Origin of the sequence: Vibrio rotiferianus (genome assembly GCF_002214395.1) — a bacterium.
Lineage (GTDB): Bacteria > Pseudomonadota > Gammaproteobacteria > Enterobacterales > Vibrionaceae > Vibrio > Vibrio rotiferianus.
Window position 1 is genome coordinate 1,726,328 of the sequence record NZ_CP018312.1, and the last position, 22,129, is coordinate 1,748,456.

Genomic DNA, 22,129 nt, shown 5'->3' on the forward strand with positions numbered 1-22,129 from the left:
AATCCTGTGACTCGATTGGTTTGCTTTTTGGATAAAGGACTTCTAAGGAAGAATGCTACTTCATTACAACAGACTCACGAATGCTTCGATCAATATTGAAATTCGCAGTCTGCTCTTAGTACTAGCCATCATTTTTATTATTAACACGCCGATTAGCTATATTAAGCGAGAGAAAATTGAGGATCATGCACAACAAGTAGATGCGGCATATGAATCATATAAACTTCGTAAGAACTTGATTAGCAGCTACTTAAACTTATCGCATACCATTATTGCTAGCCACTATTTCAGTAATCCCATTCCTTTCGAGAATACTGTTCAACAGTTGCTCGCTGAACAATCACTGTTCAAGAGTATTCGGATAATATCAAATGAGCCTAGTCATCAATTTGCTAACAGTGAAATACCACCTTCTTATAATCACTTCTATAAAAGCCCTTTAAACGCTCAGCATACACAAACCGTTTTCTTCCCTAAAAAAGGCCTTGTCACCAAAATCGCTCCGATTTACCTGGAAAGGAAGCATACGGGCTACCTGCTTATTGATGTAAACGTGAGTGAGATGGTTGCAAACTTCCGTCACAACACAATTTTAATGAGTGAAGATGGTTTTGTGTACGGCAGTAGTCATCCCAACATCGCTGCCTTCGATAACTTAAAAGCGGAATATCAAAGTATTGTCGAGCAACTTTCAAGAACAAGGAGAGAAGCAGGAACGATGAACCTTGGCGAGTTCACCATGGTTTATAAAAAGGCAGAGCCACTGGGCGAGAAAAAAACGTTCGTCATTCTACTCGTTAATTCAGACACCTTAACCCCAAATTATTTTTACGCATTCTTGTTCCTTGGAGCATTCGCGATAGGTATCTCGTACTACTTATATCTTGTTCGACACGACAAACGTGAGCTAAGCAAGATCACTTATCAAGACGAGCTGTCAGGCTTATATAACCGTCATTACCTCAAGAAAGTTCAGAAACAAACCCTAAAAGAGAATGCTTACTTCGTTGGGATGATTGACATAGACCATTTCAAATTAGTCAATGATACCTATGGACATGATATTGGTGACCAAGTAATTAAACGTGTCTCTGCAATGATAAAGAGTAGGATTCGAATCAGTGATTACGCTTTTAGAGTGGGAGGTGAAGAGTTTGTGGTTATGATAAAAACTGACTCGAAAGAAGTTGCTCACTCCATATTTGAACGAATCAGAAAAGACATTGCGAATACAAATACAGTACCAAAAGTAACGGTTTCTTGTGGCGTTAGCCCAGTAGAGCATTGCCTCCAGCAATCCATTAAATCTGCAGACGCCCTACTATACTTAGCCAAAAACAACGGTAGAAACCAAGTGAAAGATGCCGCTTAGCATCCATCACTCGAACCAACGAATCTACCTGAGAGTGATGACTATCTTAGTTTTTCAAACACAACACTTTGATCTAAATATTCGTGATATTGACTGTAGTCTAGGCCCATATCGAATACATAACGCGTCACCAAATTACGCACACATTCAATGAGCTGTTCAGCCTGCCATGGTTTTTCAAAATAGCGATCTATGCCTGCCGAGTTAATCGCGTTTATGGTATCCGTATGAGTTGCCTGACCAGTGAGTAATACTTTGCGAGTATGAACAAATCGAGAATCCTTAGATACCTCAGTGAGTAGCTCGACGCCAGTCTTACCCGGCATAACATGATCAGAAATCAGCAATGCAACCATTTCTCCTTCTGCATCAAGTTCGTCCATAAGCTCTAAAACTTCATCTGCTGATTCACAATCTTCAATGTTTAGCCATGTAGTCAGTGGCTGCAAATCTTGTAGGACAGCACTTAAAACCTCACGTTGGTCATCCACGCAAATCAAATTAAGCTTTTCCATGTTCTTCCTCTACAGGTAGTTTGATTCTAAATATGGTGATTTCTTTGTCGCTCTTAACCGCTACCGAACCGTTATAGCCAGCGATGATCCGTTTCACTATTGACAGGCCTAGGCCAAGTCCAAACGATAAGCCCCCCTTTTTGGTGGTAAAGTTTGGCTGGAAGATCTTTCGTCTTGTGGCCTCACTGATTTCAGGGCCATTATTTGCAATCGTGACGAGGATACGGTTTTTATTGACTCTGGTTTGTATATCAATTTCCGGAGATTCAGTATCTCTAAGTGCGTCACAAGCATTCTTTAAAATATTGACCCAAATCTGCACTAACTCCGTCTGCGAGCCAACAAATACTGGTAGCTCTGCAGGACTAAACTTCACTTTCACTCGCCTCAAATCACTTTGCAACAAAGCAAGCGCACGGTTTATTGAATCATTAATACTAAGAGCCTCATCAAGGTCAATATCAGTTCGACCTAGTTGCTTAACAGACTTAACAATCCCAACGGTGTGCTTGGAAGCCAATCTTAGATCATGAAGATCCCTCCCCATTTGCCAGAAACGAATCGCTTCTTCAGGTCGCTTAAGCCAGTGTTCGTTCAAATAGTCGGTTGGAACCGCACGAGCCAAGTCTCTTGCCAGATCTTTTGGTAAAGCGTACTGCTTTTCAAAATGTCTGCCTCGAGTTCGGGCTTCACTTGACGTCACTCTTTGCCCTTGCATCAAGCCATAATCAAAAAACTGACTCGCTTCAGGATGGATCTCTTCCAGTAGTTCCATAATCACCGTTTCTAAGCGTTCAGACTTACTACTCACTACACCAATTGCGTTATTGAGCTCATGAGCAATGCCTGCTGCCAATTGACCTAACGTAGTCATTTGTTCCGCAGTATGAAGTTTCTGTAACGCTTTCTCTTTTTCAAGAGCTTCTTGTGTCGCTCGTCGTTGGCGACGTGAAAGTTCATTAACGATCACCGGCATAAATTGCGCTGTTAATGGCCCGAACTCCTCTTCAGCGACAACCGGGGTGTGCCGTTCAATCCAAGCGAGCTCAACGTCCGATTGCGCAATCACTGTCGACGAAGCAGTCCAAGTACCAGAGAAGAAGCTATGAACACCAATAAATGCCCCAACTGACGCTGAAAACACCTGAGTCTGACTCTTACCATCTTCGGAATAATAACCAGCGAGTTCTCCAGAAAGTACGTAGTAAAGCCTCTCGTTGTAGCCCTCTTGCTCAATCAATATAGAGCCGGATGCCACCGTTATTCGTCGCTCTATATCACTAAAGTAACGCTCTACTAGAGCATCTAGTTTACTCTCGTACATGAATTACCCGATATGACCCACAGTATGGAGGACCCACACCATTAAGAAACTCAGTAGCACACCAACAACACCCAAAACCACACCAACTCTTGCCATTTGGTTACTCTGAACATGACCAGTTGCGTGCGCTAATGCGTTCGGAGGTGTACTGATTGGCAAAGACATACCTAACGATGCCGCAAAAGTGACGACAAGAATCAACGTAACTTCGCCACCTAATGGTGTCAGTGACGCCATTGAAGTGCCAAGCGCAGCCATAATCGGCATTAACAAGTTTGCCGTGGCAGTGTGAGACATAAAGTTCGCCATCAACAAACATAGGAATGCTGCCCCAAAGAGCACAACGTAAGGAGAGAACTCATCGAATGGAATACTATGAACAACCAGTCTTGCTAAGCCAGTTTTATCAAGCGCTAACCCTAATGCGATACCACCTGACACAAGCCAAAGCACATCCCAAGATATTTTTTTCAAATCTTCTTTATTGATGATTCCCGTCAGAGAGAAAACGGCTACTGGAATCAATGCAACAGTATATGAGTTCATGCCATGAGCCGACCCCATCAACCAAAGCAAAATCGTACCCGCGAAAGTGATGTATACAATCATCGCCTTTGGCGTCTTTAGGAACTTACTCTTGATATTCAAGTCGATTGTTGTTTGCTCCGCTTTGTACATAAAGCCAATCAGGAACCAAGCTAGCGCCATCATAATCACAACAAACGGCACACCAAAAACCATCCACTCCCCGAACGTAATCAAGTTGTCTCCAACGAGATATTTCAAAGCAATCGCATTTGGAGGGGTACCAATCGGAGTGCCGATACCACCAATGTTAGCAGCGACAGGAATGCAGAGTGCGAATGCAATGCGCCCAGGATCCTTGGGGCCAAACACTGCAATGACAGGAGTTAAGATTGAGAGCATCATCGCTGTCGTGGCTGTGTTCGACATAAACATTGAGAACACTGCGGTAATGAGCATTAACCCTAGCATGACGTACTTGGGGTTCTGACCAAATGGCTTTAGTAACACGCGCGCTAAGTTGACATCCAGTCGATATTTAGTCGCTGCCATCGCAAGGAAGAAACCACCTAAAAATAGCATGATGATTGGGCTAGCAAACGTCGCCATGATTTCATTGTATTGCAACAATTGACCAAAGTGATCCTGCCCTTCATTAAGCCGAAAGAACACCAGTCCTTTGTTGGACACCAACAGTAGCTCCAACACGATAATGACGACGGAAGTGGCGTAAATAGGAATCGGCTCAAATACCCAACATAGCGCAGCCAACAAGAAAATGGCGATAACTCGTTGCTGGACGATAGTAATACCTTCAAACGGAAATGCCGAGAGAGGCAAAAGTAAAATGATTAACGGAATGACCGTTGGGACGATGTATTTTAGATAAGAGCGCATATACTACTTCTCTTCCTGAGATGATTAGCCTTTCGAATACAGGCGGAGTTCGAACAGTAGAGTGACAGCTCTAAACAATCCGAACAGAAATTATGCGCATTACTTGAGGTGCAAAAATTAGTTTTAGATCAATGAAAAATGATTCATAACCAAAAAGTTATCTTATCTGTGTTCAAGCTCACTAAAAGTACGCAAAGCGATAAGCAAACCATTTTGGTAAAGGAAGATACCCAAGTAGCCTCAAAATACTGGTTCTAACCTCGGATGCATCAGGCAATAAAAAGCCCAGAACAACGTCTGGGCAGTTGAATCAGATAGCGGTTGCTAACCGTGGTTTGTACAAACAGTGTTCACCATCAGGACGCGTTTTAAAACGACGGTGAAGCCACATGTATTGGCTCGGACTCGCCATGATCGACTTCTCGACTATCTTATTGACGAACATTGCCGCTTGATCTGGTTCATTCTTTGGAAAACCTTCAACAGGAGCACTGATCGTTAGCGTATAGTTACCATCACTTTCTCTAACCATAGTGAAGGGAACGATCGCGCAATCGGTAGCATCCACCAGCAAACTCGTACCGGTTGTAGTACATGCTCGTTTTACTGCAAATAACGGAGCAAAAGTAGAGCGACGAGTTCCGTAATCATGATCCGGGGCATACCATACACGCTCCCCAGAATTTAGAGCCTCTAGCATCCCTTTCACATTCTTTCGGTCGATTAACGTTCGGTTAGAGCGAGAACGCCCCTTGTATTGAAAATAATCAAAGCACGGGTTGTTATTTGGTCGGTAAACACCTGTCCCCGACTTTTTGATCCCAAATGCACGCGCACCGAGTTCCAAGTTCATAGAATGTACGGCCAACATCAGCGCACCTCTTCCCTGCTTTTCAAGCGCCTCTATGTGCTCCATTCCTTTAATAGAGACATGACTGTTGACTCTAGAGTCTGACCAAAACCAGGCCATCGCGGTTTCAAAAAGTGCAATACCAGTATTGTCTATGTTGTCTTTTAGTATTGCCGCACGCTCTGCTTCGCTCATAGAAGGAAAGCACAGCTCAAGATTACGTTTAATGGTCAGCTGGCGTTTTTTCATTAACCGCATAGCTAGACGACCAACACCTCTACCTAACGCTAACTGAACTTTAAATGGAAGTAAGCTCAATAAGTACATGATGCCAATGATAAGCAACGTTCCCCAATAACTTGGAGCAAGAAAAGCAGCCTTAAACTCAGGCTTTTTGTATTTATTCATGAAAGTGTCGCAAGACATAAATGTCTAATAAGTAAACGTTAACAATGATAATCAGTTTGCTTTTTATCATTGGCTGAGCTTATATCAAAAATCAAAGCGCGCGGATTCTATGGTTCTTCGACTCACTACACAATAAAAATCTTTCTAATTTGAGTGGCTGACCGATTTACGCGACAAACCACACATAACTCGCGCACATTATGAGCCTCTACCCATCTAACCCAAGACCTATTATACCCAAGTGACTTCAAGGTGCAGGATTCAGAGCATTGTCATTGAGTCCTGTTTACCGAAAGTAAGCAAGGAAAACAACGCAGTGTAATAGCCAGCTCTTTCCAAGTTGTTTGACGTAGCCATTGGTTTAATAAAAATTCGAGTCAATGACACGCTCCCAAAGGGCACTCTTTGCAAATAGTAAGGCTCTTGGCTTGTATACTTTGTTGTCGATTCTTGATTTAGACCCACTAGACCTTTAAATCGCCGCCGCGTCTACAAACCAAGTCATTCTCGCTGAACCTAGCATCTCGAGGTTGCTTGGGTATAGACATAGCTCTGTACATCGACTGGAGATGTGCTTTGTTTTCTATTCTTATCCGTGTAAAGTCTCGTTTTATTTGCCTTTAACGTTACTCATCTGTCGTAATTGGAATCATAATGAACATCGACACCCTCTTAGCCTTCGGTGGCATTGTCTTTTTCCTAGCTATTATCCCTGGCCCAAATGCACTATTAATCCTGTTCACAGCACTTACACAAAGCCGTCGTTTTGCTGTTGCTAACATTCTCGGAGTCGCTCTGGGTTTTATGATTCACGCGTTTGTATCCGCAAAAGGTTTGAGCTTACTGCTTTCTCAATCCGCACTGGCATTCAACGTTCTAAAATGGATGGGCGTCGCTTACTTGGTATGGTTGGGGATTAATAACTTAAAAAGCGGTCTCAAGCTGGCAGACCAGAAGTTAAAGCTCGAACGTAAGATTGAAGAGCAGACTCTTAAACAAGCCTTTGTGAAGGGGTTGCTAACCAATCTCCTGAATCCGAAAATCGTTTTGTTCTATCTATCAATCTTCCCTCAGTTTGTGCAACCAGCACATATTCTTGAGCAAAGCATGATATTAGGTGCACTTCAGGCAAGCATTGTCGCAAGCTGGTTTTTGTTTGTGATCTTCTTTGCCGCAAAAGTGAAAACGCTGCTGACGTCGTCAAAAACCAGTAAGTGGCTGAACTACGTCAGTGGTGGGTTGTTTATCTTCTTTGGCATTGGTTTAGCCAACACTCGTTTTTAGAGCCTAATGGCAGACATAAAAAGCACGCCCGAGAGCGTGTTTTTTATTGCTTTTAAGTTAGCCAAAAACGGCAGCCAACACTAAGATTCCAACAAACAAGACCGCAACTAACCCTAGTAAATAAGAGAGCTTTCCGGTTCCCCCTTTTGGCGCTTGATTACAGCATCCCATCATATCCTCCACTTTCTAACATACTCTGATAGCTTTAAACCTAGCCCCTTACCCAAGGGGAGAGTCAAACGTTCATTCTCGCTGAACCTAGCATCTCGAGGTTACTTGGGTATAAACACTATTGTTAATATACAAATTTTGAATCAAAATTTCGTTTTCCAACCAGAGCAAACGTTTAAATTGATTACAAATAAGCCTCTGACACATCTATTCATTTTTGGGTAAATACATACCATTTTTAGCTATATACCCGCAGATTCTGGCAGCCCTACAATACGCACGTCTTACTTGTAGCACGCGTGTTCTCCTATTGAGGCACGAGGCTCAATCACTAAAGGTATCGAATGAGCAGTATCGCCAAATCCGCCGTCAAACTCAGTGTCTTTTCTGTCATCATGATTACGGTCACATCCGTCGACAGTATCAGGAACATTCCGGGTGCCGCCTTATTTGGTAGTCACGCCATCTCTTTTTTCCTATTGGCTGGTTTTTGCTTCTTTGTTCCTACGGCGTTGGTATGTGCAGAGCTCAGCACCACCTACCCTCAGCAAGGTGGCGTCTATTTGTGGGGTAAAGAGACCATAGGTCCTAATTTCGGTTTTACGACGGTATGGTATCAATACGCTGAGAATATCGTTTACTACCCTCCGCTCATCTCCTTTATTGTTGCGACGGGTGCGTATCCTTTCTTCCCTGAACTGGCGCAGAACAACATCTTCATGTTGATCATGATTAACGTGATTTTCTGGGCGCTTACCTTGGTGAATATCTTCGGTCTACGTTTGTCTTCACTTATCACTAACGTGTTCGGCACTTTGGGACTTATCTTCCCTATCCTGCTGATCATTGGTTTAGGCGGATACTGGGCGTATACCAATCCAAGTGAATCACATATCTCACTGCGCCATGCGTCAGATTGGTTACCAGACTTTTCTCAAGATGGCATTGGGGCGGGATTTACTGCTGTCGTACTATCATTGACTGGCCTTGAAATTACAACCTCTTACGCGAGCGAAGTCGATAATCCACAAAAGACCTATCCGAAAGCACTTATCGTATCAACAGTGCTGATTTTAGTTTCTCTAACAGCATGTTCACTATCAATTTCTTCCGTAGTATCGAGCGATCATTCAAGCTTGAGTGAAGGGGTCATTCTGGCGTTCAAAGCGTTCTTCGATGATTTAAACATGTCATTCATGCTGCCAGTTATCGCGCTTGCGATAGTCTTTGGTAGCTTAGCGAGTTTGAATAACTGGATCATTGCGCCAACTAAGAGCTTACACGTGGCAGCGAAAGACCACTTTATGCCAATGACATTAGCAAAAGAAAACAAGAACCAAGCGCCGGTGCCACTCCTGCTCTTACAAGGGGCTATTGTAAGCGTCCTTTCTTTGGTGTTTATCTTAGTGCCAAATGTTAATCAAGGCATGTGGCTACTAAACATCCTGATGACCCAACTCTACATGGTGATGTACATCTGCATCTTCGTCTGCTTCTTAGTGTCACGTCGCAAGCATGCAGATATTCAACGCCCATTTCGTGTTCCGGGAGGAAAAGTGGGAATGATGCTGGTGGCTGCTCTCGGCTTAGTAAGCTGTTCTGTAACGATTTTTGTGTCGTTTGATGTCCCTGCTGGCATAAGTGCAGAAACTGGAGCATACGCATTGATTCTTGGCTTTATTGCGTTCAGCTTACCTGCCATTGCTGCCGTAATGTACCGTAACCGTCAGCGCCGCCGAGACACACAATTGATTGAAGCCGTAGCAAACTAGCCTAAATACGCAACGATCAAAAAAAGCCAGACTGTGTCTGGCTTTTTTTTATTGGTAGTACGCTTACTCACCGGTATAGATACAACCTGCAGTACACGTCTCTTTAATTTCTACTTTGCTTAGTAGCGGTAAATTTGGCTTAAGCTGTTGCCAAATCCACTTAGAAAGGACTTCACTTGTTGGGTTTTCAAGACCTTCAATATCATTTAGGTAGTAATGGTCTAGGCGATCATAAATCGGTTTGAACGCAGCTTTAATTTCTGCAAAATCCACAACCCAACCAGTGTGCGGATCAACTTCACCTTCAACGTAAAGGCGAACAAGGAAAGAGTGTCCGTGTAAGCGACCACATTTGTGTCCTTCTGGTACATGAGGAAGGTGATGTGCAGCTTCAAACATGAACTCTTTGTATAGTTCGGTTCTCATTTTGGTTCTCGGGCTTTAAAAAAGACACGCAATACTAAGTAATTCACCCACAAGTAACAAGTGTCGCTTCTGTTAATAAAAACAATGGTAGCCAAGCAATCGGTTAGCTGTGTCATTTTTATAAAGCAGGATGAAGTGTCGCAAATTTGGCACAGCGTCAATCATTTGGTTACATGTTACTCACATCACATTTACATAACCACATTATGTTTATGGTCACAATCATTCGTCAGCCTCATCGCTATACCTTACATAAGCCTCTAAAATTGTGGCGTTTATTCCAATAACTTTATAAAAATTATGCGCTCAACAATAACATTTAAGCTCCTAGTCGCGTTAATCGCAGTCTTTAGCTGCGTATTAGCTGTGTCTACCGGATACCAGTACTATCAACAAAAATCACTTATTAATGATGTACTGAGCGAACAACTGCATGACAAAGCAAGTAACTATTTTGACAGCCTAAATATGATGATGCTGACGGGCACAATGGTTCAAAAAGAAACATTGCGCCAAAAAGCCCTCGCTCAAGACGGAATCGAACAAGTTCGGGTCTTACGAGCGGACAGCGTGTCAAAATTTTATGGCCCAGGCAAAGAGAATCAACTGCCACAAGATGATATCGACCGCCGAGCTTTAGCTGGTGAACTCGTTATTGAGCCATTTACTGCGGAATGGGGTCAGGGAATGGTGGTGGCTTTACCAATGAAGTCCAGTGAAAATTATCGCGGAACCAACTGTGTAGCCTGCCATATTACTCCTGAGGGTGAAGTGCTTGGTGCGATTCGTCTTGAGTACAACATGAATCATGTGAACTCAATGATCAACAAACAGGCCATGTTTGCGATTGGCATCATGTCCTCTATCGCCTTTATTGGCTTCCTCATTACCATGGGCCTAATCCGAAAAATTATCGTTCGCCCTATCCAAAAGATTTCACGCTTTATGTCTAACGTGAGCGCAAGTAAAGACCTATCGCAACGCTTGGAGCAGAAACAGAAGGATGAAATGGGGTTACTCTCACAATCTATCGATTCATTTATGGACACCGTTTCCGATAGTTTGGAAAGAGTACAAGATACCTCTCACTCACTTGCAGATTCCGCAAGCAAGCTCACAAACGTCGCCCAATCAACCGATGAAGCCGCAGACAACCAGCAAGTAGAAACCAACGAAGTACAAAGCAACATCAATGACATGCTGGATCAACAAGCAAATGTAGAACAAGCGACGGTTGACGCCACAGGGTTAATCAACCATACGGTAGACGTGGCCACACAAAGCGCGACTCAGGCTCATGGCGTGAGTGAAGATATTAAAAATCTAGTCGGCAATATCGATCATGTAAGAGAGAAAATTTCGACGCTCAACCAACAAACCGAAGAAGTTTCCTCAATCCTTGACGTTATCAAAGGCGTAGCGGAACAAACTAACCTCCTTGCACTCAATGCGGCGATTGAAGCAGCACGTGCGGGAGAGCAAGGACGTGGCTTTGCCGTTGTCGCGGATGAAGTGCGTAACTTGGCTTCAAGGACAACGGAAGCAACGACTAACATCGAAAATATTATAACTCAGTTCCAACAAGGTAGCTCAGAGTCACTTTCTTCTGTGGATGCGGTTTGTCATCACGCACACCAACGTTCCGTAGATGTTGAAGAGCTATCCAATGCGATGAGAAATGTTGTCAGCGAAATGCATCAAGTTCTTCAACATGCGCAGAATATTCAGCACCAGACACAAGCCACTTCTGAAGTAAGTAAACATATTCAAACTAAAGTCGATACCATAACCAAACACGCTAATGACACATCCGAGTCAGCGACTCTAACGCGAGACATCAGTGTGGATTTAGAACAATTGTCAGACCGACTAGAGCAATTACTTAACCAATTTTGCTTATCTGAAGAGAAAAGTGGACTCAAATGATAAAAATCTAGCCTTCAAACCAATATAAAGGTTGAAGCTGACGATTTGACAGGTAATATGTTCCGTTGAATCTAAAAAATTCTATCCAGCTCAATGCTTCGCTTGTTTTTTAAACAAATCCGTTTTAAGACAACTACTTTTGCGAGCGTTGAGTTGAATTTTTACCTCAATGGAGAATATTGAAAACATGACTTACGCGCCTGTATCAGACGTTTTGAAAGGTCAGCTAGCAGTAGACAGTGAAGTTACTGTTCGTGGCTGGATCCGTTCACGTCGTGATTCCAAAGCTGGAATCTCTTTCCTTGCCATTTACGACGGCTCTTGTTTCGACCCGATTCAGGCCGTGGTCCCAAATAATCTTAATAATTACGAAAACGAAGTGCTTAAGCTAACTACAGGCTGCTCTGTTGAAGTAACTGGTAAGATTGTTGAGTCTCCAGCGGCTGGTCAAGCGTTCGAACTTGCTGCAACTAACGTTAAAGTTGTAGGTTGGGTTGAAGACGCTGACACTTACCCAATGGCAAAAACTCGTCACTCTATCGAGTACCTACGTGAAGTTGCGCACCTACGTCCGCGCACAAACGTAATCGGTGCGGTAGCACGTGTACGTAACTGTCTATCTCAAGCGATTCACCGCTTTTACCACGAGCAAGGTTACTTCTGGGTATCTGCACCACTAATTACAGCTTCTGACGCTGAAGGTGCTGGTGAAATGTTCCGCGTTTCTACGCTAGACATGGAAAACCTACCTCGCACAGACAAAGGTGATGTGGACTACAACGAAGACTTCTTCGGTAAAGAAACGTTCCTAACCGTATCTGGTCAGCTAAACGCTGAAGCTTATGCTTGTGCACTAAGCAAGGTATACACGTTTGGTCCTACTTTCCGTGCTGAAAACTCAAACACAAGCCGCCACCTAGCAGAATTCTGGATGGTTGAGCCTGAAGTGGCGTTTGCAGAACTGGATGACGTAGCGAAACTCGCTGAAGACATGCTGAAATTCGTATTTAAAGCAGTTCTTGCAGAGTGTCGCGATGACCTTGAGTTCTTTGCTCAACGCATCGACAAAGAAGCAATCACTCGTCTAGAGCAATTCGTATCTTCTGACTTTGCACAAGTAGACTACACTGACGCAATCCAGATCCTTCTTGATTCAGGTCGTGAATTCGAATTCCCAGTTGAATGGGGTATCGATATGTCTTCTGAGCACGAGCGTTTCCTTGCGGAAGAGCACTTCAAAGCGCCAGTAATCGTGAAGAACTACCCGAAAGACATCAAAGCATTCTACATGCGTGCTAACGATGACGGTAAGACAGTAGCTGCAATGGACGTACTAGCACCGGGCATCGGTGAGATCATCGGTGGTTCTCAGCGTGAAGAGCGTCTAGAAATCCTGGACGAGCGTATGCGTGAAGTGGGTATCGACCCAGAACACATGAGCTGGTACCGTGACCTACGTAAATACGGCACAGTGCCACACGCTGGCTTTGGTCTAGGCTTTGAGCGTCTAGTATCTTACGTGACGGGTATGGGCAACGTACGTGACGTGATCCCATTCCCACGTACACCTCGCTCTGCGAACTTCTAATCACTGCTGAGTGATAAAGAATTAAAAAAGACCTCCCTTGTGGAGGTCTTTTATTTTGTAGTAATTACGGTAAATATTGCACGTAATGCTTTGATTGTGCGCTTTTAACTATTGGCTCAACTTCACGCTCATGATACTTGCAGATTCTGTTACCTCCACATTGTCATTCTCATCGCTCATAACCGTGTGATGGTAGACACCACCAATCAAAACCGGCGTTTCGAGGTCTTTCTGCTTAATAACCAACGACGTGTTAATCTGATTTGTTGCATGTTTAATCTTGCTTGCTTTAATCACCGAGACATCTAATAGGTAGTCGGGATGAAGCTTCTTCACCGTTCCCGATAAATCGATACGTTCTTTATCATTGTCTACATGAGCCTCAAAATGATCATCAGCTTGGATCTCAGCCGTCAGTTTAGATTGATCATAAATCAAAGTGACGGATTTAGGCTCAACGTTCTGATTAGCAGCGCAACCAAACGTGAACACAGATAACACAAGCAAGATCGAACTCTTCATTCACTTTATTCCTAATTTTAAATGTGACTATTAAGGGTTGTTATCCTCGTCTTTATCTGCATGGGCGGCATACTTAACACCCAATACGCACAAACCAAACATAATAAAAGGGATAACTGCGGCGGTGTACTCAGTCCACGCCATATGAGAGAAAGACTTCGCCAAAATAAGATGTGCAAACACAAGTAAGAATGCACTAAAAATGGCAACGGCGATGAGCCTCAACTCGTGTTTTACCAACTGCTTTTTCATTGTCACTCCTCCTTATCGATGACTCTATGGAAGAGTGAAACACAACCTTTCTAAACCGTTCTGATACAGTTAGTCGGAAAAAAGATCAAACAGTTCCATTAGTGAAGCAAATCACCCAATTTACGAATGGCTTGCTCTACATTTTCATCTGCCGCTAACGAGGTATTAAGCCGCAGATAGTTTTCAAACTGTGCATCCAAAGAGAACAACTTGCCATGAGCAATGGTCACCTGTTCGGCAAGCAATGCTTGATAGAGCGTTTTACTACTGACACCTTTTGGCAGCGCTAACCAAAGAAAATACCCACCTTGCGGTAAATAAAAATTAACTTGCGCAGGAAGGTACTGTTCAAGAAGCTCAATAAATCGTTGTTGACGCCGTTGGAGCGTCTTACGCAGCTTTCTTAGGTGATTATCGTAGCTATCGTTTTGAAGGTAATGTGCGACCCCCTGCTGAATAGGAGCACTGCCTGACAAGGTCGACATCAGTTGCAGCTTTTGGATTGCTTCATTAAAGCGCTTATTCACGACCCAACCTAAGCGATAACCTGGGCACAGGCTTTTCGATAGTGATCCGCAATGCAGCACACGATCTTGTGTATCAAAGCTTTTCAATGCCACTGGCTTGCTATCAGAAAAATACAGCTCAGCATAAACATCATCTTCTATCACATAGACATCGTGTTGATTCGCAAGCTCAATGACACGCTGCTTTTTCTGGGCAGAGAGAGAGATTCCTGTTGGGTTATGAAAATTTGTCATCAGCCAGCAAGCTTTGATGTCGTGATTTTTAAATACTTCCGCTAGCTGCTCTAATGAATGGCCATCCTCCGCATCAACAGACACTTCTATCGCGTTTAAGCCCAATCGCTCGATGGCTTGCAGTGCACCATAGAAGGTCGGGGATTCTACGACTACGGTATCACCGGGTTGGGTGACAGCTTGTAGGCTAAGGTTAAGAGCCTCTAACGCACCAGAGGTGATCACAATATCATCATGAGTTAAGCTCATGCCTTGCTGTATATAACGCTGTGCAATCAGGCGACGAAGTGCTTCACTACCGGGTGGAAGGTTATCTAATAGAGAGTCCGGGGCCATTTTACGCCCAGAACTGGCAAGATTACGGTTTAACGCGTCCAATGGAAACAATGTCGGATCAGGAAATGCTGAGCCAAGCTTTATCGCCTCTGGTAACGCTTGATGCTTAAGAAAACCATACAACTCATCATTCACTGACACTCGCAGAACGCTGCTTTCTGAATTTGAAGCTTCTAATCGTTCGAGCTCGGCGGTAACAAAGTACCCTGATTGCGGCTTTGCCGTCACCCACCCTTGAGCTTCTAACAATTGATAAGCTTGCAATACAGTTCCGGCACTCACCGAATGGCTCTGGCTTGTTATGCGAACTGAGGGCAATTTCTCCCCTGCTCTCCATGTGTTCTGTTGGATCTGAGTTTTAAACAACTCTGCCAATTGTCGATAGCGATTCATAATTCCCTCTTAAGCACCCGAAATGGCAAGATAGCATAAATCATCCCAAAAATTCCTAACGCTTTGTGCCAATGTTGTAAGATAACTTCTCAAACTTTGCCTTAGCATTTTACAGCGCAAAGTGTCATTTTATGTTCCATACTTTCAATGACATGAACACTCTCTCTGGAGGCAACGATGAAACTGTTTACCATGGACGATCTATCTTATAGGGGTACACATAAAGGCGTTCATAGTTGGGATCACCCTGATAGTGATACTCCGTACTACTGGCACCCCGACTGGCTCCATATTGCAGAGGATGCGTTAGGCTTACAGCCTAAATGTGAACTAGAAGTTCCGGATGGCGAAACGGCTACAGAAGAACACGCGAAAGAAGCCATTGTTAAGCATCTAAACAATGAATGATTCAGTTCACTCCGTTGGCTGCTACTCTTGTAGCGGCCACCTTAAATCTTGAGTTAAACCGTTAATTTGCGTGCTAAAATTATTAATTGAGACGTTTACACTTTATTGGCGTTAATATCGACGACATAAATAGATTACTGTCACATTATTTTTGCAGGCATCTGTTACATTTATAACGTAATGGTGACATACCTCAACTCATGAACATGAGAGAAGATAATAATGACTAAGTACAACGAAAACGATATTAAATACAAAGGTGAGACTAACGGTGTTCATACGTGGAGCACAGCATCCGGTCAGCCTTATTACTGGCATCCAGATTGGCTGCATGTTGCTGAAGATGCGACAGGATCGCACCCAAAACAAAAACTAGAAGTTGAAGCAACTGAAGCGCCAACTGAAAAGCATGCCTTAAAAGCAATTCTGAAACACATGAATGACTGGGCGACAGGAAAACTGTCAAGCAAGCCAGACATTGAAACCAATGCTGTAGAATCAGAAATTAACCTAAAGAAATAGGTTTAATGATCCATTTCAAAGCCCCGCTTAGTCGGGGCTTTTTTAATTATTGAGCTAATTAATAACAAAAATCTATCAATGCGTGCAATCTATCGATAAAATTCCTGGTCTTTGATTTTACAAATTTAATATCAACTACGTATCTATCACATCCAAAGCCGCTTCTGTCTATTCAGTAAGCCAAAAAATAGAGTGAACGGTACGCTTTGATAAGGTAAAACTAACTATGGTGAATACTAACTACAATGCACCACTGACATTTAAACTCTATTTAGCGGCTGCATTTTTCTTTGGAACCTACGGTGGGCGTGTGTGCCCAATGCTTAGTACATTAAATGCATTTGAAGTCATTCTGCATTGTACGGTTGTCTTCTCAATACTTTTTATAGTTCGACACTATATTCTCTCTCGACATCCTCTCATTGCAGATAACAGACAAGCTCTACTTGACGCCTCTTTATTTACTATTGCGAGTATCCCTTTCGCTGCGTTTTATAATCTGCAATATGACTTTACTTTGGACAGCAACGTAAAGGTTTTATTGGGTATGGCCTTGTTTGGTTTTCTTACTGGCCTGATCCTTCAACTACAAAGTAAGCTCGTTCACTTTGATGCTTTAAGCCACAAAAAGCGCTTCGATTTTGCACTCTCTGGCCAACGTCAATCCATTATTAAACAAATGATTGGAATGATGATCGTACTGCTCATCACCTTGACGACTATATTAACCATGGTTGCTGTGAAAGATATCTATTGGCTAGAGCAAAACCCAGAGCAAATCACCAACGGGCTCGGAAAGATCAGCTTCATTAAAGAGCTTGTCTACATTGCATTAGTCATTGGTGGTTATGTTATAGCTATCATGGTGCTGTGGACAAAACTGATGCAGAAGATTCTCCTTAGCCAGGAGGATGCATTAAAAGAAGTGACCCAAGGTAGATTAGAACATCGACTACCGATATTTGAGCATGATGAACTCGGCGCGATGGCCTGTCTAACTAACCAAATGTTAGACAGTCTGCAAGTCTCTCAAAATGAGGTAAAAACAACGCGTGACGTTGCTATCGTCAGCCTTTCTGCACTTGCTGAATCTCGTGATAATGAAACAGGCGCCCATATTCTAAGAACCCAAGAATACGTCAAAGTATTAGCAGAATATCTATCCAAGAATACCGCACACCAATCTTTGCTGACTCCAAACTACATCGAGCTGCTTTATAAGTCCGCACCGCTACATGATGTCGGTAAAGTCGGAGTGCCTGACAGCGTCCTATTGAAGCCAGGTAAACTTACCGACGAAGAATTTGAGATCATGAAGGGTCATGCTGAAATTGGTGCAGAAGCGTTATCAATAGCAGAAAAGCAACTAGGAAGTAGTTCATTTTTACGAGTTGCTAAAGAGATTGCCCTCACCCACCATGAAAAATGGGATGGCAGTGGATATCCAAACCGACTTTCTGGGGAAGAGATTCCTCTTTCAGGCCGTCTAATGGCGCTGGCTGATGTTTATGACGCACTAATTTCAAAACGTGTATATAAACCTGCATTCAGTCATGACAAGGCGAAAGCAATCATCCTAGAAGGAAAAGGCAAACATTTTGATCCTCAGATTGTCGATGCTTTCCTTGCGATCGAAGCTGAGTTTCAGCGTATTGCACAGCAATATCAAGATGAACAAAATATAGCCGCCTAGCCAATTATCCCCCTCTTAATCGCCAACTTAAGAGGGGTTTACATAGCAAAAAACCTTGTTATGTTAGAATTCTGTTTCAAATCAAAACTTTTTTAAGTTTTCTTATCACTAACTGTTGTAACGAATATTGCTGAAAGGTATAAATGTCAGCAGACCCCTTCGATTAACATGGATGAAGATTATGTTTGAAAAAGTAGTTGCCGCTCCGGCTGACCCTATTCTTGGCCTTACTGAAGAGTTTAAAAAAGATACCCGCGCTGAAAAAATTAACCTAGGCGTTGGTATTTACAAGAACGAGCAAGGTGAAACCCCTGTTCTTGCGACTGTTAAAAAAGCCGAAGCCGCACTGATTGAAACGGAAAAAACCAAATCTTACCTAACGATCGAAGGTACAGCGGAATATGGTCTAGCTGTACAAAAACTGCTTTTCGGTGCAGATGCTGAAATCGTTGCTGGCAAGCGTGCGAAAACAGCTCAGGCGCCTGGTGGTACTGGTGCTCTGCGCGTTGCTGGTGAGTTCATTAAGCGTCAACTTGGCGAAGTAAAGATCTGGATCAGTAACCCAACTTGGGCTAACCATAACGGCGTATTCACAGCTGCAGGTATCGAGACAGCACAATACAGCTACTACAACGCAGAAACAAAAGACAAAGACTTCGATGCAATGCTAAATGATTTGCAAGCTGCTTCAGAAGGCGATGTTGTTTTGCTTCATGGATGCTGCCACAACCCTACTGGTATTGATCCAACAGCGGAAGAGTGGGAAACGCTAGCGAAGCTGGTCGCTGAGAAGAAACTACTGCCTCTATTCGACTTTGCGTACCAAGGTTTTGCTAAAGGCGTAGAAGAAGACGCTTCAGGTCTACGTACATTCGCTAAGTACAACAAAGAGATCCTAGTCGCGAGCTCTTTCTCTAAGAACTTTGGTCTATACAACGAGCGTGTTGGTGCATTTACGCTAGTGGCTGAGTCAGAAGAAGTGGCAGCAACGGCATTCTCGCAAGTGAAAGCGATCATCCGCTCAATCTACTCTAACCCACCAGCACACGGTAGCGCCGTGGTTACTCACATTCTTGGCAATTCTGAATTGCGTGCAGAATGGGAAGCAGAAGTCGCAGAAATGCGTGATCGTATCCAAGAGATGCGTGAGCTATTTGTAGCAACACTGAAGGCTGAAGGTGTAGACGCAGACTTTAGCTTCATCGAGCGTCAAAACGGCATGTTCTCATTCTCTGGTCTGTCTAAAGAGCAAGTAAACCGTCTGAAAGAAGAGTTCGGTATTTACATCGTAGGCTCAGGTCGAATCAGTGTAGCGGGTATGACGAAATCAAACATGGGACCACTGTGCAAAGGCATTGCTGCGGTTCTATAATTAAATGCTCGTAGAGCAAACTGGATTATTAAAAAAGGTCAGCGAATGCTGACCTTTTTGTTTTAGTAGATAAACTTGAATCCGATACCAACTTCGTTGATGTGTTCAGAGCTTGAACCACGATAGTCTGTGTCTCTTAACTGATAATACACGCCCGTTCCGATGACCTTATGCCACTGGTAATTAAACGCTAGCTTATAGTTGTTTTCATCTACAATATCACTGCGGTTAATGCTTATTTCAGCAGTGCCGATTAACTTTTCACTGAATAAGTAATTCGCACCAAAGGTCGCAGCCTGAATAAACTCGCTCTCTGATGAAATAGTGCGATCTGTGGTGTCATTTTTTGCTTTTGCTTTGATTGCACCTAAGCCATAAATGCCATACACATCAAAAACATCATTGATCCCATAACGATAGCCACCCCCAAACAATAAACGGTCTATACGTAAAGTGAAGTCGTCTGGGTGGAAAAACTGAGCGGAGTAATCAACATTGAACAACCAATTGTCTGCAATTAAATAGTTGCCGCCAAGCGCAATGGTTGTTGCGTTGGAGTTATCTAGCCATTCTTCATTTGTTGTTCCTGCTCCAAGCTCTAATTGGATATGCTCATACCCAAACTTCTCCGCTTGTTCAGATTCTGAGGCAATGCTCATTAAAGGTAATGCTACAAGAGGCGCAGCTAACAATATTCTTACCATTTTAATTCCTTGCATGAGTGCCATTTATAGGTGTTTTTATTGTTAAAACGGATAAAAAACGCACTCAATGATCCTAGTCACAAATCAAACCTACTCAATCTTAGCGTAAGTTTATTACTAATTTTATCACGAACTGGGGTTTTGTGTGATCCGATAAGATTCTGTTTTAAAACTAAGTTATGATTAACCTATCATTTGCGAAGAAAAAGGCACCTTCATGGATGCAGAGCTGTTAGAGATTTATAATTTTCTCGTCAAGTACCCTCCTTTCAATGAATTACCAGAAGAAACGCTGAACAAAATTACCGAGAATATCGAGATTTCTTACTATCGGCAGGACACTCCTGTCATTCACTTCGGCGATCAAATTAATGACCTATATATGGTCAGAAGCGGAGTGGTAGAAGTTTATCGACGCAAAGGGGAACTGTATAACCGACTAGACGAAGGTGATCTCTTTGGCCAAATGGGCCTGCTCACCAACAATAAAGTACGCTTCCCAGTCAAAGCGATTGAAGACACCCTCCTTTACTGCATCCCTGGCGATATATTCCAAGAGCTATACGACAGCTTTGATTCTTTTGCAGACTTTGTTGAAGTTGAAAATAGCGCTCGCTTAAGACAAGCCGTATCTGAAAATAGCGATGCAAATGACCTAACGACCTCAAAAGTAAAGACATTGCTAACGCGCGATGCACCGACTATTGAACGAGGACAAACCATTCAAGAAGCGGCTCAATTGATGGCGCAAGACAATGTCTCATCGCTACTGATCGTTGACCCTGACTTTGTACTAGACGAAGAAGATCCGCAATCACCTGTCGTCGGCATCATTACCGATCGAGATTTGTGTACTAGAGTGTTAGCTGAGGGGTTGTCTCCTCTCGATGAAGTGTCAACCGTAATGACAACTGAGGTTATCTCACTCGACCACAACGCTTATGTTTATGAAGCCATGCTAACGATGCTTCGATACAACGTACACCATTTACCGGTAGTGAAAGATCAAATGCCAATCGGCATTATTGAAGCAACAGATATCGTCCGTTATGAATCTCAAAACTCACTACTTCTTGTGAGCAGCATATTCCAGCAGCAAACCATTGAAGACCTCGCTATCGTCGCTGATGAAGTGAAGAGCAGCTTTGTGCGCCTTGTTAATGAAGATGCCAACTCCCATATGGTTGGTAGCGCTATGTCTGTGATAGGCAGAAGCTTCAAACAGCGCCTAATAGAGTTAGCCGAGCAAGAGCTTGGGCCACCACCGGTCCCTTATTGCTTCTTAGCCCTTGGCTCAATGGGACGAGACGAGCAATTACTTGTTACTGACCAAGATAATGCCATCATTCTCGATGACACGTATAAAGCAGAGAAGCACGGTAAGTACTTTGAAGCTTTGGCCAAATTCGTAAGTGACGGCTTGGACGCGTGCGGCTATAAGTACTGCACGGGAGACATCATGGCAACTAACCCTATGTGGAGAATGACGCGCTCTGAATGGGAAGCGTGCTTCGCAGATTGGATTGATGACCCGAACCCGAAAGCACTACTCAATGCGTCTATCTTTTTCGACTTAGATGGTGTTTATGGGCGTTTAAAATGGGCAGAACAACTAACCAGCTTCATTGTCCGTCGTGCGCGTAAGAACAATCGCTTCCTCGCATGCCTTGCCAGAAATGCCCTTAATCGAACGCCTCCACTTGGGTTCTTTAAAGATTTCGTGATGGAGAAAGATGGCCAGCATAAAAACTCGATCAACTTAAAACGAAGAGGCACCGCTCCCCTCGTCGACTTAATTCGAGTTCACTCACTAGCAGTAGGCTCTCGTGCTCGAAACTCCTTTGAACGCTTAGATGACATAATTGATGCAGGCATTTTACCCAAAGGACGCGCGCAGGACTTGAAGGACGCGATGGAGTTTATCTCTATGGTTCGTATTCGCCACCAAGCGATTGACGTAGAGTTAGGTACCGAACCGGATAACAACATCGAGCCAGAAAACTTATCGGACTTTGAAAGACGCAACCTTAAAGATGCGTTTCAGATATTAAGTAATGGCCAGAACTTCCTGAAGTTCCGCTATCAGGCTAGCAACAAGTTTAAGTGAG

At 43.4% G+C, this 22,129-nt stretch carries 19 protein-coding genes; 10 read left to right on the forward strand and 9 right to left on the reverse strand.

Annotated elements, in window-relative coordinates:
• Positions 1-52: 52 nt before the first annotated feature.
• Entirely contained in the window at positions 53-1,372 is a 1,320-nt protein-coding gene (locus tag BSZ04_RS17125) for a sensor domain-containing diguanylate cyclase (RefSeq protein ID WP_088880958.1), read from the forward strand.
• Positions 1,373-1,413: 41 nt separating this feature from the next.
• Here BSZ04_RS17125 and BSZ04_RS17130 read toward each other — a convergent pair whose 3' ends face one another.
• The 4 genes from BSZ04_RS17130 to BSZ04_RS17145 all read right to left on the reverse strand — a co-directional run bounded on the left by BSZ04_RS17130 (position 1,414) and on the right by BSZ04_RS17145 (position 5,891).
• A complete protein-coding gene (locus BSZ04_RS17130) occupies positions 1,414-1,887 on the reverse strand; it encodes a response regulator (RefSeq protein ID WP_038887363.1) in 474 nt (157 codons plus the stop codon).
• Positions 1,874-3,211, reverse strand: coding sequence for a sensor histidine kinase (locus BSZ04_RS17135; RefSeq protein ID WP_088880959.1), 1,338 nt, complete (start codon positions 3,209-3,211; stop codon positions 1,874-1,876). The genes BSZ04_RS17130 and BSZ04_RS17135 overlap by 14 nt, the downstream gene beginning before the upstream one ends.
• A 3-nt stretch (positions 3,212-3,214) precedes the next feature.
• A complete protein-coding gene (locus tag BSZ04_RS17140) occupies positions 3,215-4,633 on the reverse strand; it encodes an SLC13 family permease (protein WP_088880960.1) in 1,419 nt (472 codons plus the stop codon).
• A gap of 310 nt (positions 4,634-4,943) precedes the next feature.
• Positions 4,944-5,891: an LpxL/LpxP family Kdo(2)-lipid IV(A) lauroyl/palmitoleoyl acyltransferase gene (locus BSZ04_RS17145; RefSeq protein ID WP_088881627.1), complete on the reverse strand. Its 948-nt coding sequence runs from the start codon at positions 5,889-5,891 to the stop codon at positions 4,944-4,946.
• Between the two features lie 654 nt (positions 5,892-6,545).
• On the opposite strand from BSZ04_RS17145, the gene BSZ04_RS17155 reads away from it, so the two are divergent.
• Positions 6,546-7,175, forward strand: coding sequence for a LysE family translocator (locus BSZ04_RS17155; RefSeq protein WP_088880961.1), 630 nt, complete (start codon positions 6,546-6,548; stop codon positions 7,173-7,175).
• Positions 7,176-7,690: 515 nt separating this feature from the next.
• Positions 7,691-9,118 carry an APC family permease gene (locus BSZ04_RS17160; protein ID WP_071235509.1) on the forward strand — a complete coding sequence of 476 codons (1,428 nt, stop codon included), beginning with the start codon at positions 7,691-7,693 and terminating at the stop codon, positions 9,116-9,118.
• Positions 9,119-9,181: 63 nt separating this feature from the next.
• Here BSZ04_RS17160 and queD read toward each other — a convergent pair whose 3' ends face one another.
• Positions 9,182-9,544: a 6-carboxytetrahydropterin synthase QueD gene (queD, locus tag BSZ04_RS17165; protein ID WP_010447667.1), complete on the reverse strand. Its 363-nt coding sequence runs from the start codon at positions 9,542-9,544 to the stop codon at positions 9,182-9,184.
• 300 nt (positions 9,545-9,844) lie between these two features.
• Between queD and BSZ04_RS17170 the strand changes: the two genes are divergently transcribed.
• Entirely contained in the window at positions 9,845-11,470 is a 1,626-nt protein-coding gene (locus BSZ04_RS17170) for a methyl-accepting chemotaxis protein (RefSeq protein WP_088880962.1), read from the forward strand.
• 187 nt (positions 11,471-11,657) lie between these two features.
• Positions 11,658-13,058, forward strand: a complete 1,401-nt coding sequence (asnS, locus tag BSZ04_RS17175; protein WP_010447663.1) for an asparagine--tRNA ligase — start codon at positions 11,658-11,660, stop codon at positions 13,056-13,058.
• A gap of 108 nt (positions 13,059-13,166) precedes the next feature.
• Here the strand turns inward: asnS and BSZ04_RS17180 are convergent, their stop codons facing one another.
• The 3 genes from BSZ04_RS17180 to BSZ04_RS17190 form a co-directional block, all read right to left on the reverse strand.
• Positions 13,167-13,580, reverse strand: a complete 414-nt coding sequence (locus BSZ04_RS17180; protein ID WP_088880963.1) for a hypothetical protein — start codon at positions 13,578-13,580, stop codon at positions 13,167-13,169.
• Between the two features lie 30 nt (positions 13,581-13,610).
• Positions 13,611-13,832, reverse strand: coding sequence for a hypothetical protein (locus tag BSZ04_RS17185; protein ID WP_088880964.1), 222 nt, complete (start codon positions 13,830-13,832; stop codon positions 13,611-13,613).
• A 98-nt stretch (positions 13,833-13,930) separates the two neighbouring features.
• On the reverse strand, positions 13,931-15,322 hold the full coding sequence (locus BSZ04_RS17190; RefSeq protein WP_071235512.1) for an aminotransferase-like domain-containing protein: 1,392 nt from the start codon (positions 15,320-15,322) through the stop codon (positions 13,931-13,933).
• A gap of 177 nt (positions 15,323-15,499) precedes the next feature.
• On the opposite strand from BSZ04_RS17190, the gene BSZ04_RS17195 reads away from it, so the two are divergent.
• The 4 genes from BSZ04_RS17195 to BSZ04_RS17210 all read left to right on the forward strand — a co-directional run bounded on the left by BSZ04_RS17195 (position 15,500) and on the right by BSZ04_RS17210 (position 19,317).
• On the forward strand, positions 15,500-15,730 hold the full coding sequence (locus BSZ04_RS17195) for a hypothetical protein (RefSeq protein WP_010447656.1): 231 nt from the start codon (positions 15,500-15,502) through the stop codon (positions 15,728-15,730).
• A gap of 222 nt (positions 15,731-15,952) precedes the next feature.
• Positions 15,953-16,252 (forward strand): hypothetical protein, encoded by a 300-nt coding sequence (locus BSZ04_RS17200; protein ID WP_010447653.1) that lies wholly within the window; start codon positions 15,953-15,955, stop codon positions 16,250-16,252.
• Between the two features lie 226 nt (positions 16,253-16,478).
• Positions 16,479-17,945, forward strand: coding sequence for an HD-GYP domain-containing protein (locus BSZ04_RS17205; RefSeq protein WP_045387725.1), 1,467 nt, complete (start codon positions 16,479-16,481; stop codon positions 17,943-17,945).
• 181 nt (positions 17,946-18,126) lie between these two features.
• Positions 18,127-19,317: an amino acid aminotransferase gene (locus BSZ04_RS17210; protein WP_038887350.1), complete on the forward strand. Its 1,191-nt coding sequence runs from the start codon at positions 18,127-18,129 to the stop codon at positions 19,315-19,317.
• A gap of 62 nt (positions 19,318-19,379) precedes the next feature.
• Here the strand turns inward: BSZ04_RS17210 and BSZ04_RS17215 are convergent, their stop codons facing one another.
• Positions 19,380-20,021 (reverse strand): outer membrane beta-barrel protein, encoded by a 642-nt coding sequence (locus tag BSZ04_RS17215; RefSeq protein ID WP_010447645.1) that lies wholly within the window; start codon positions 20,019-20,021, stop codon positions 19,380-19,382.
• 217 nt (positions 20,022-20,238) lie between these two features.
• Here BSZ04_RS17215 and BSZ04_RS17220 point away from each other — a divergent pair, with 217 nt between their 5' ends.
• Entirely contained in the window at positions 20,239-22,128 is a 1,890-nt protein-coding gene (locus tag BSZ04_RS17220; RefSeq protein ID WP_038887348.1) for a DUF294 nucleotidyltransferase-like domain-containing protein, read from the forward strand.
• Position 22,129: the final 1 nt, after the last annotated feature.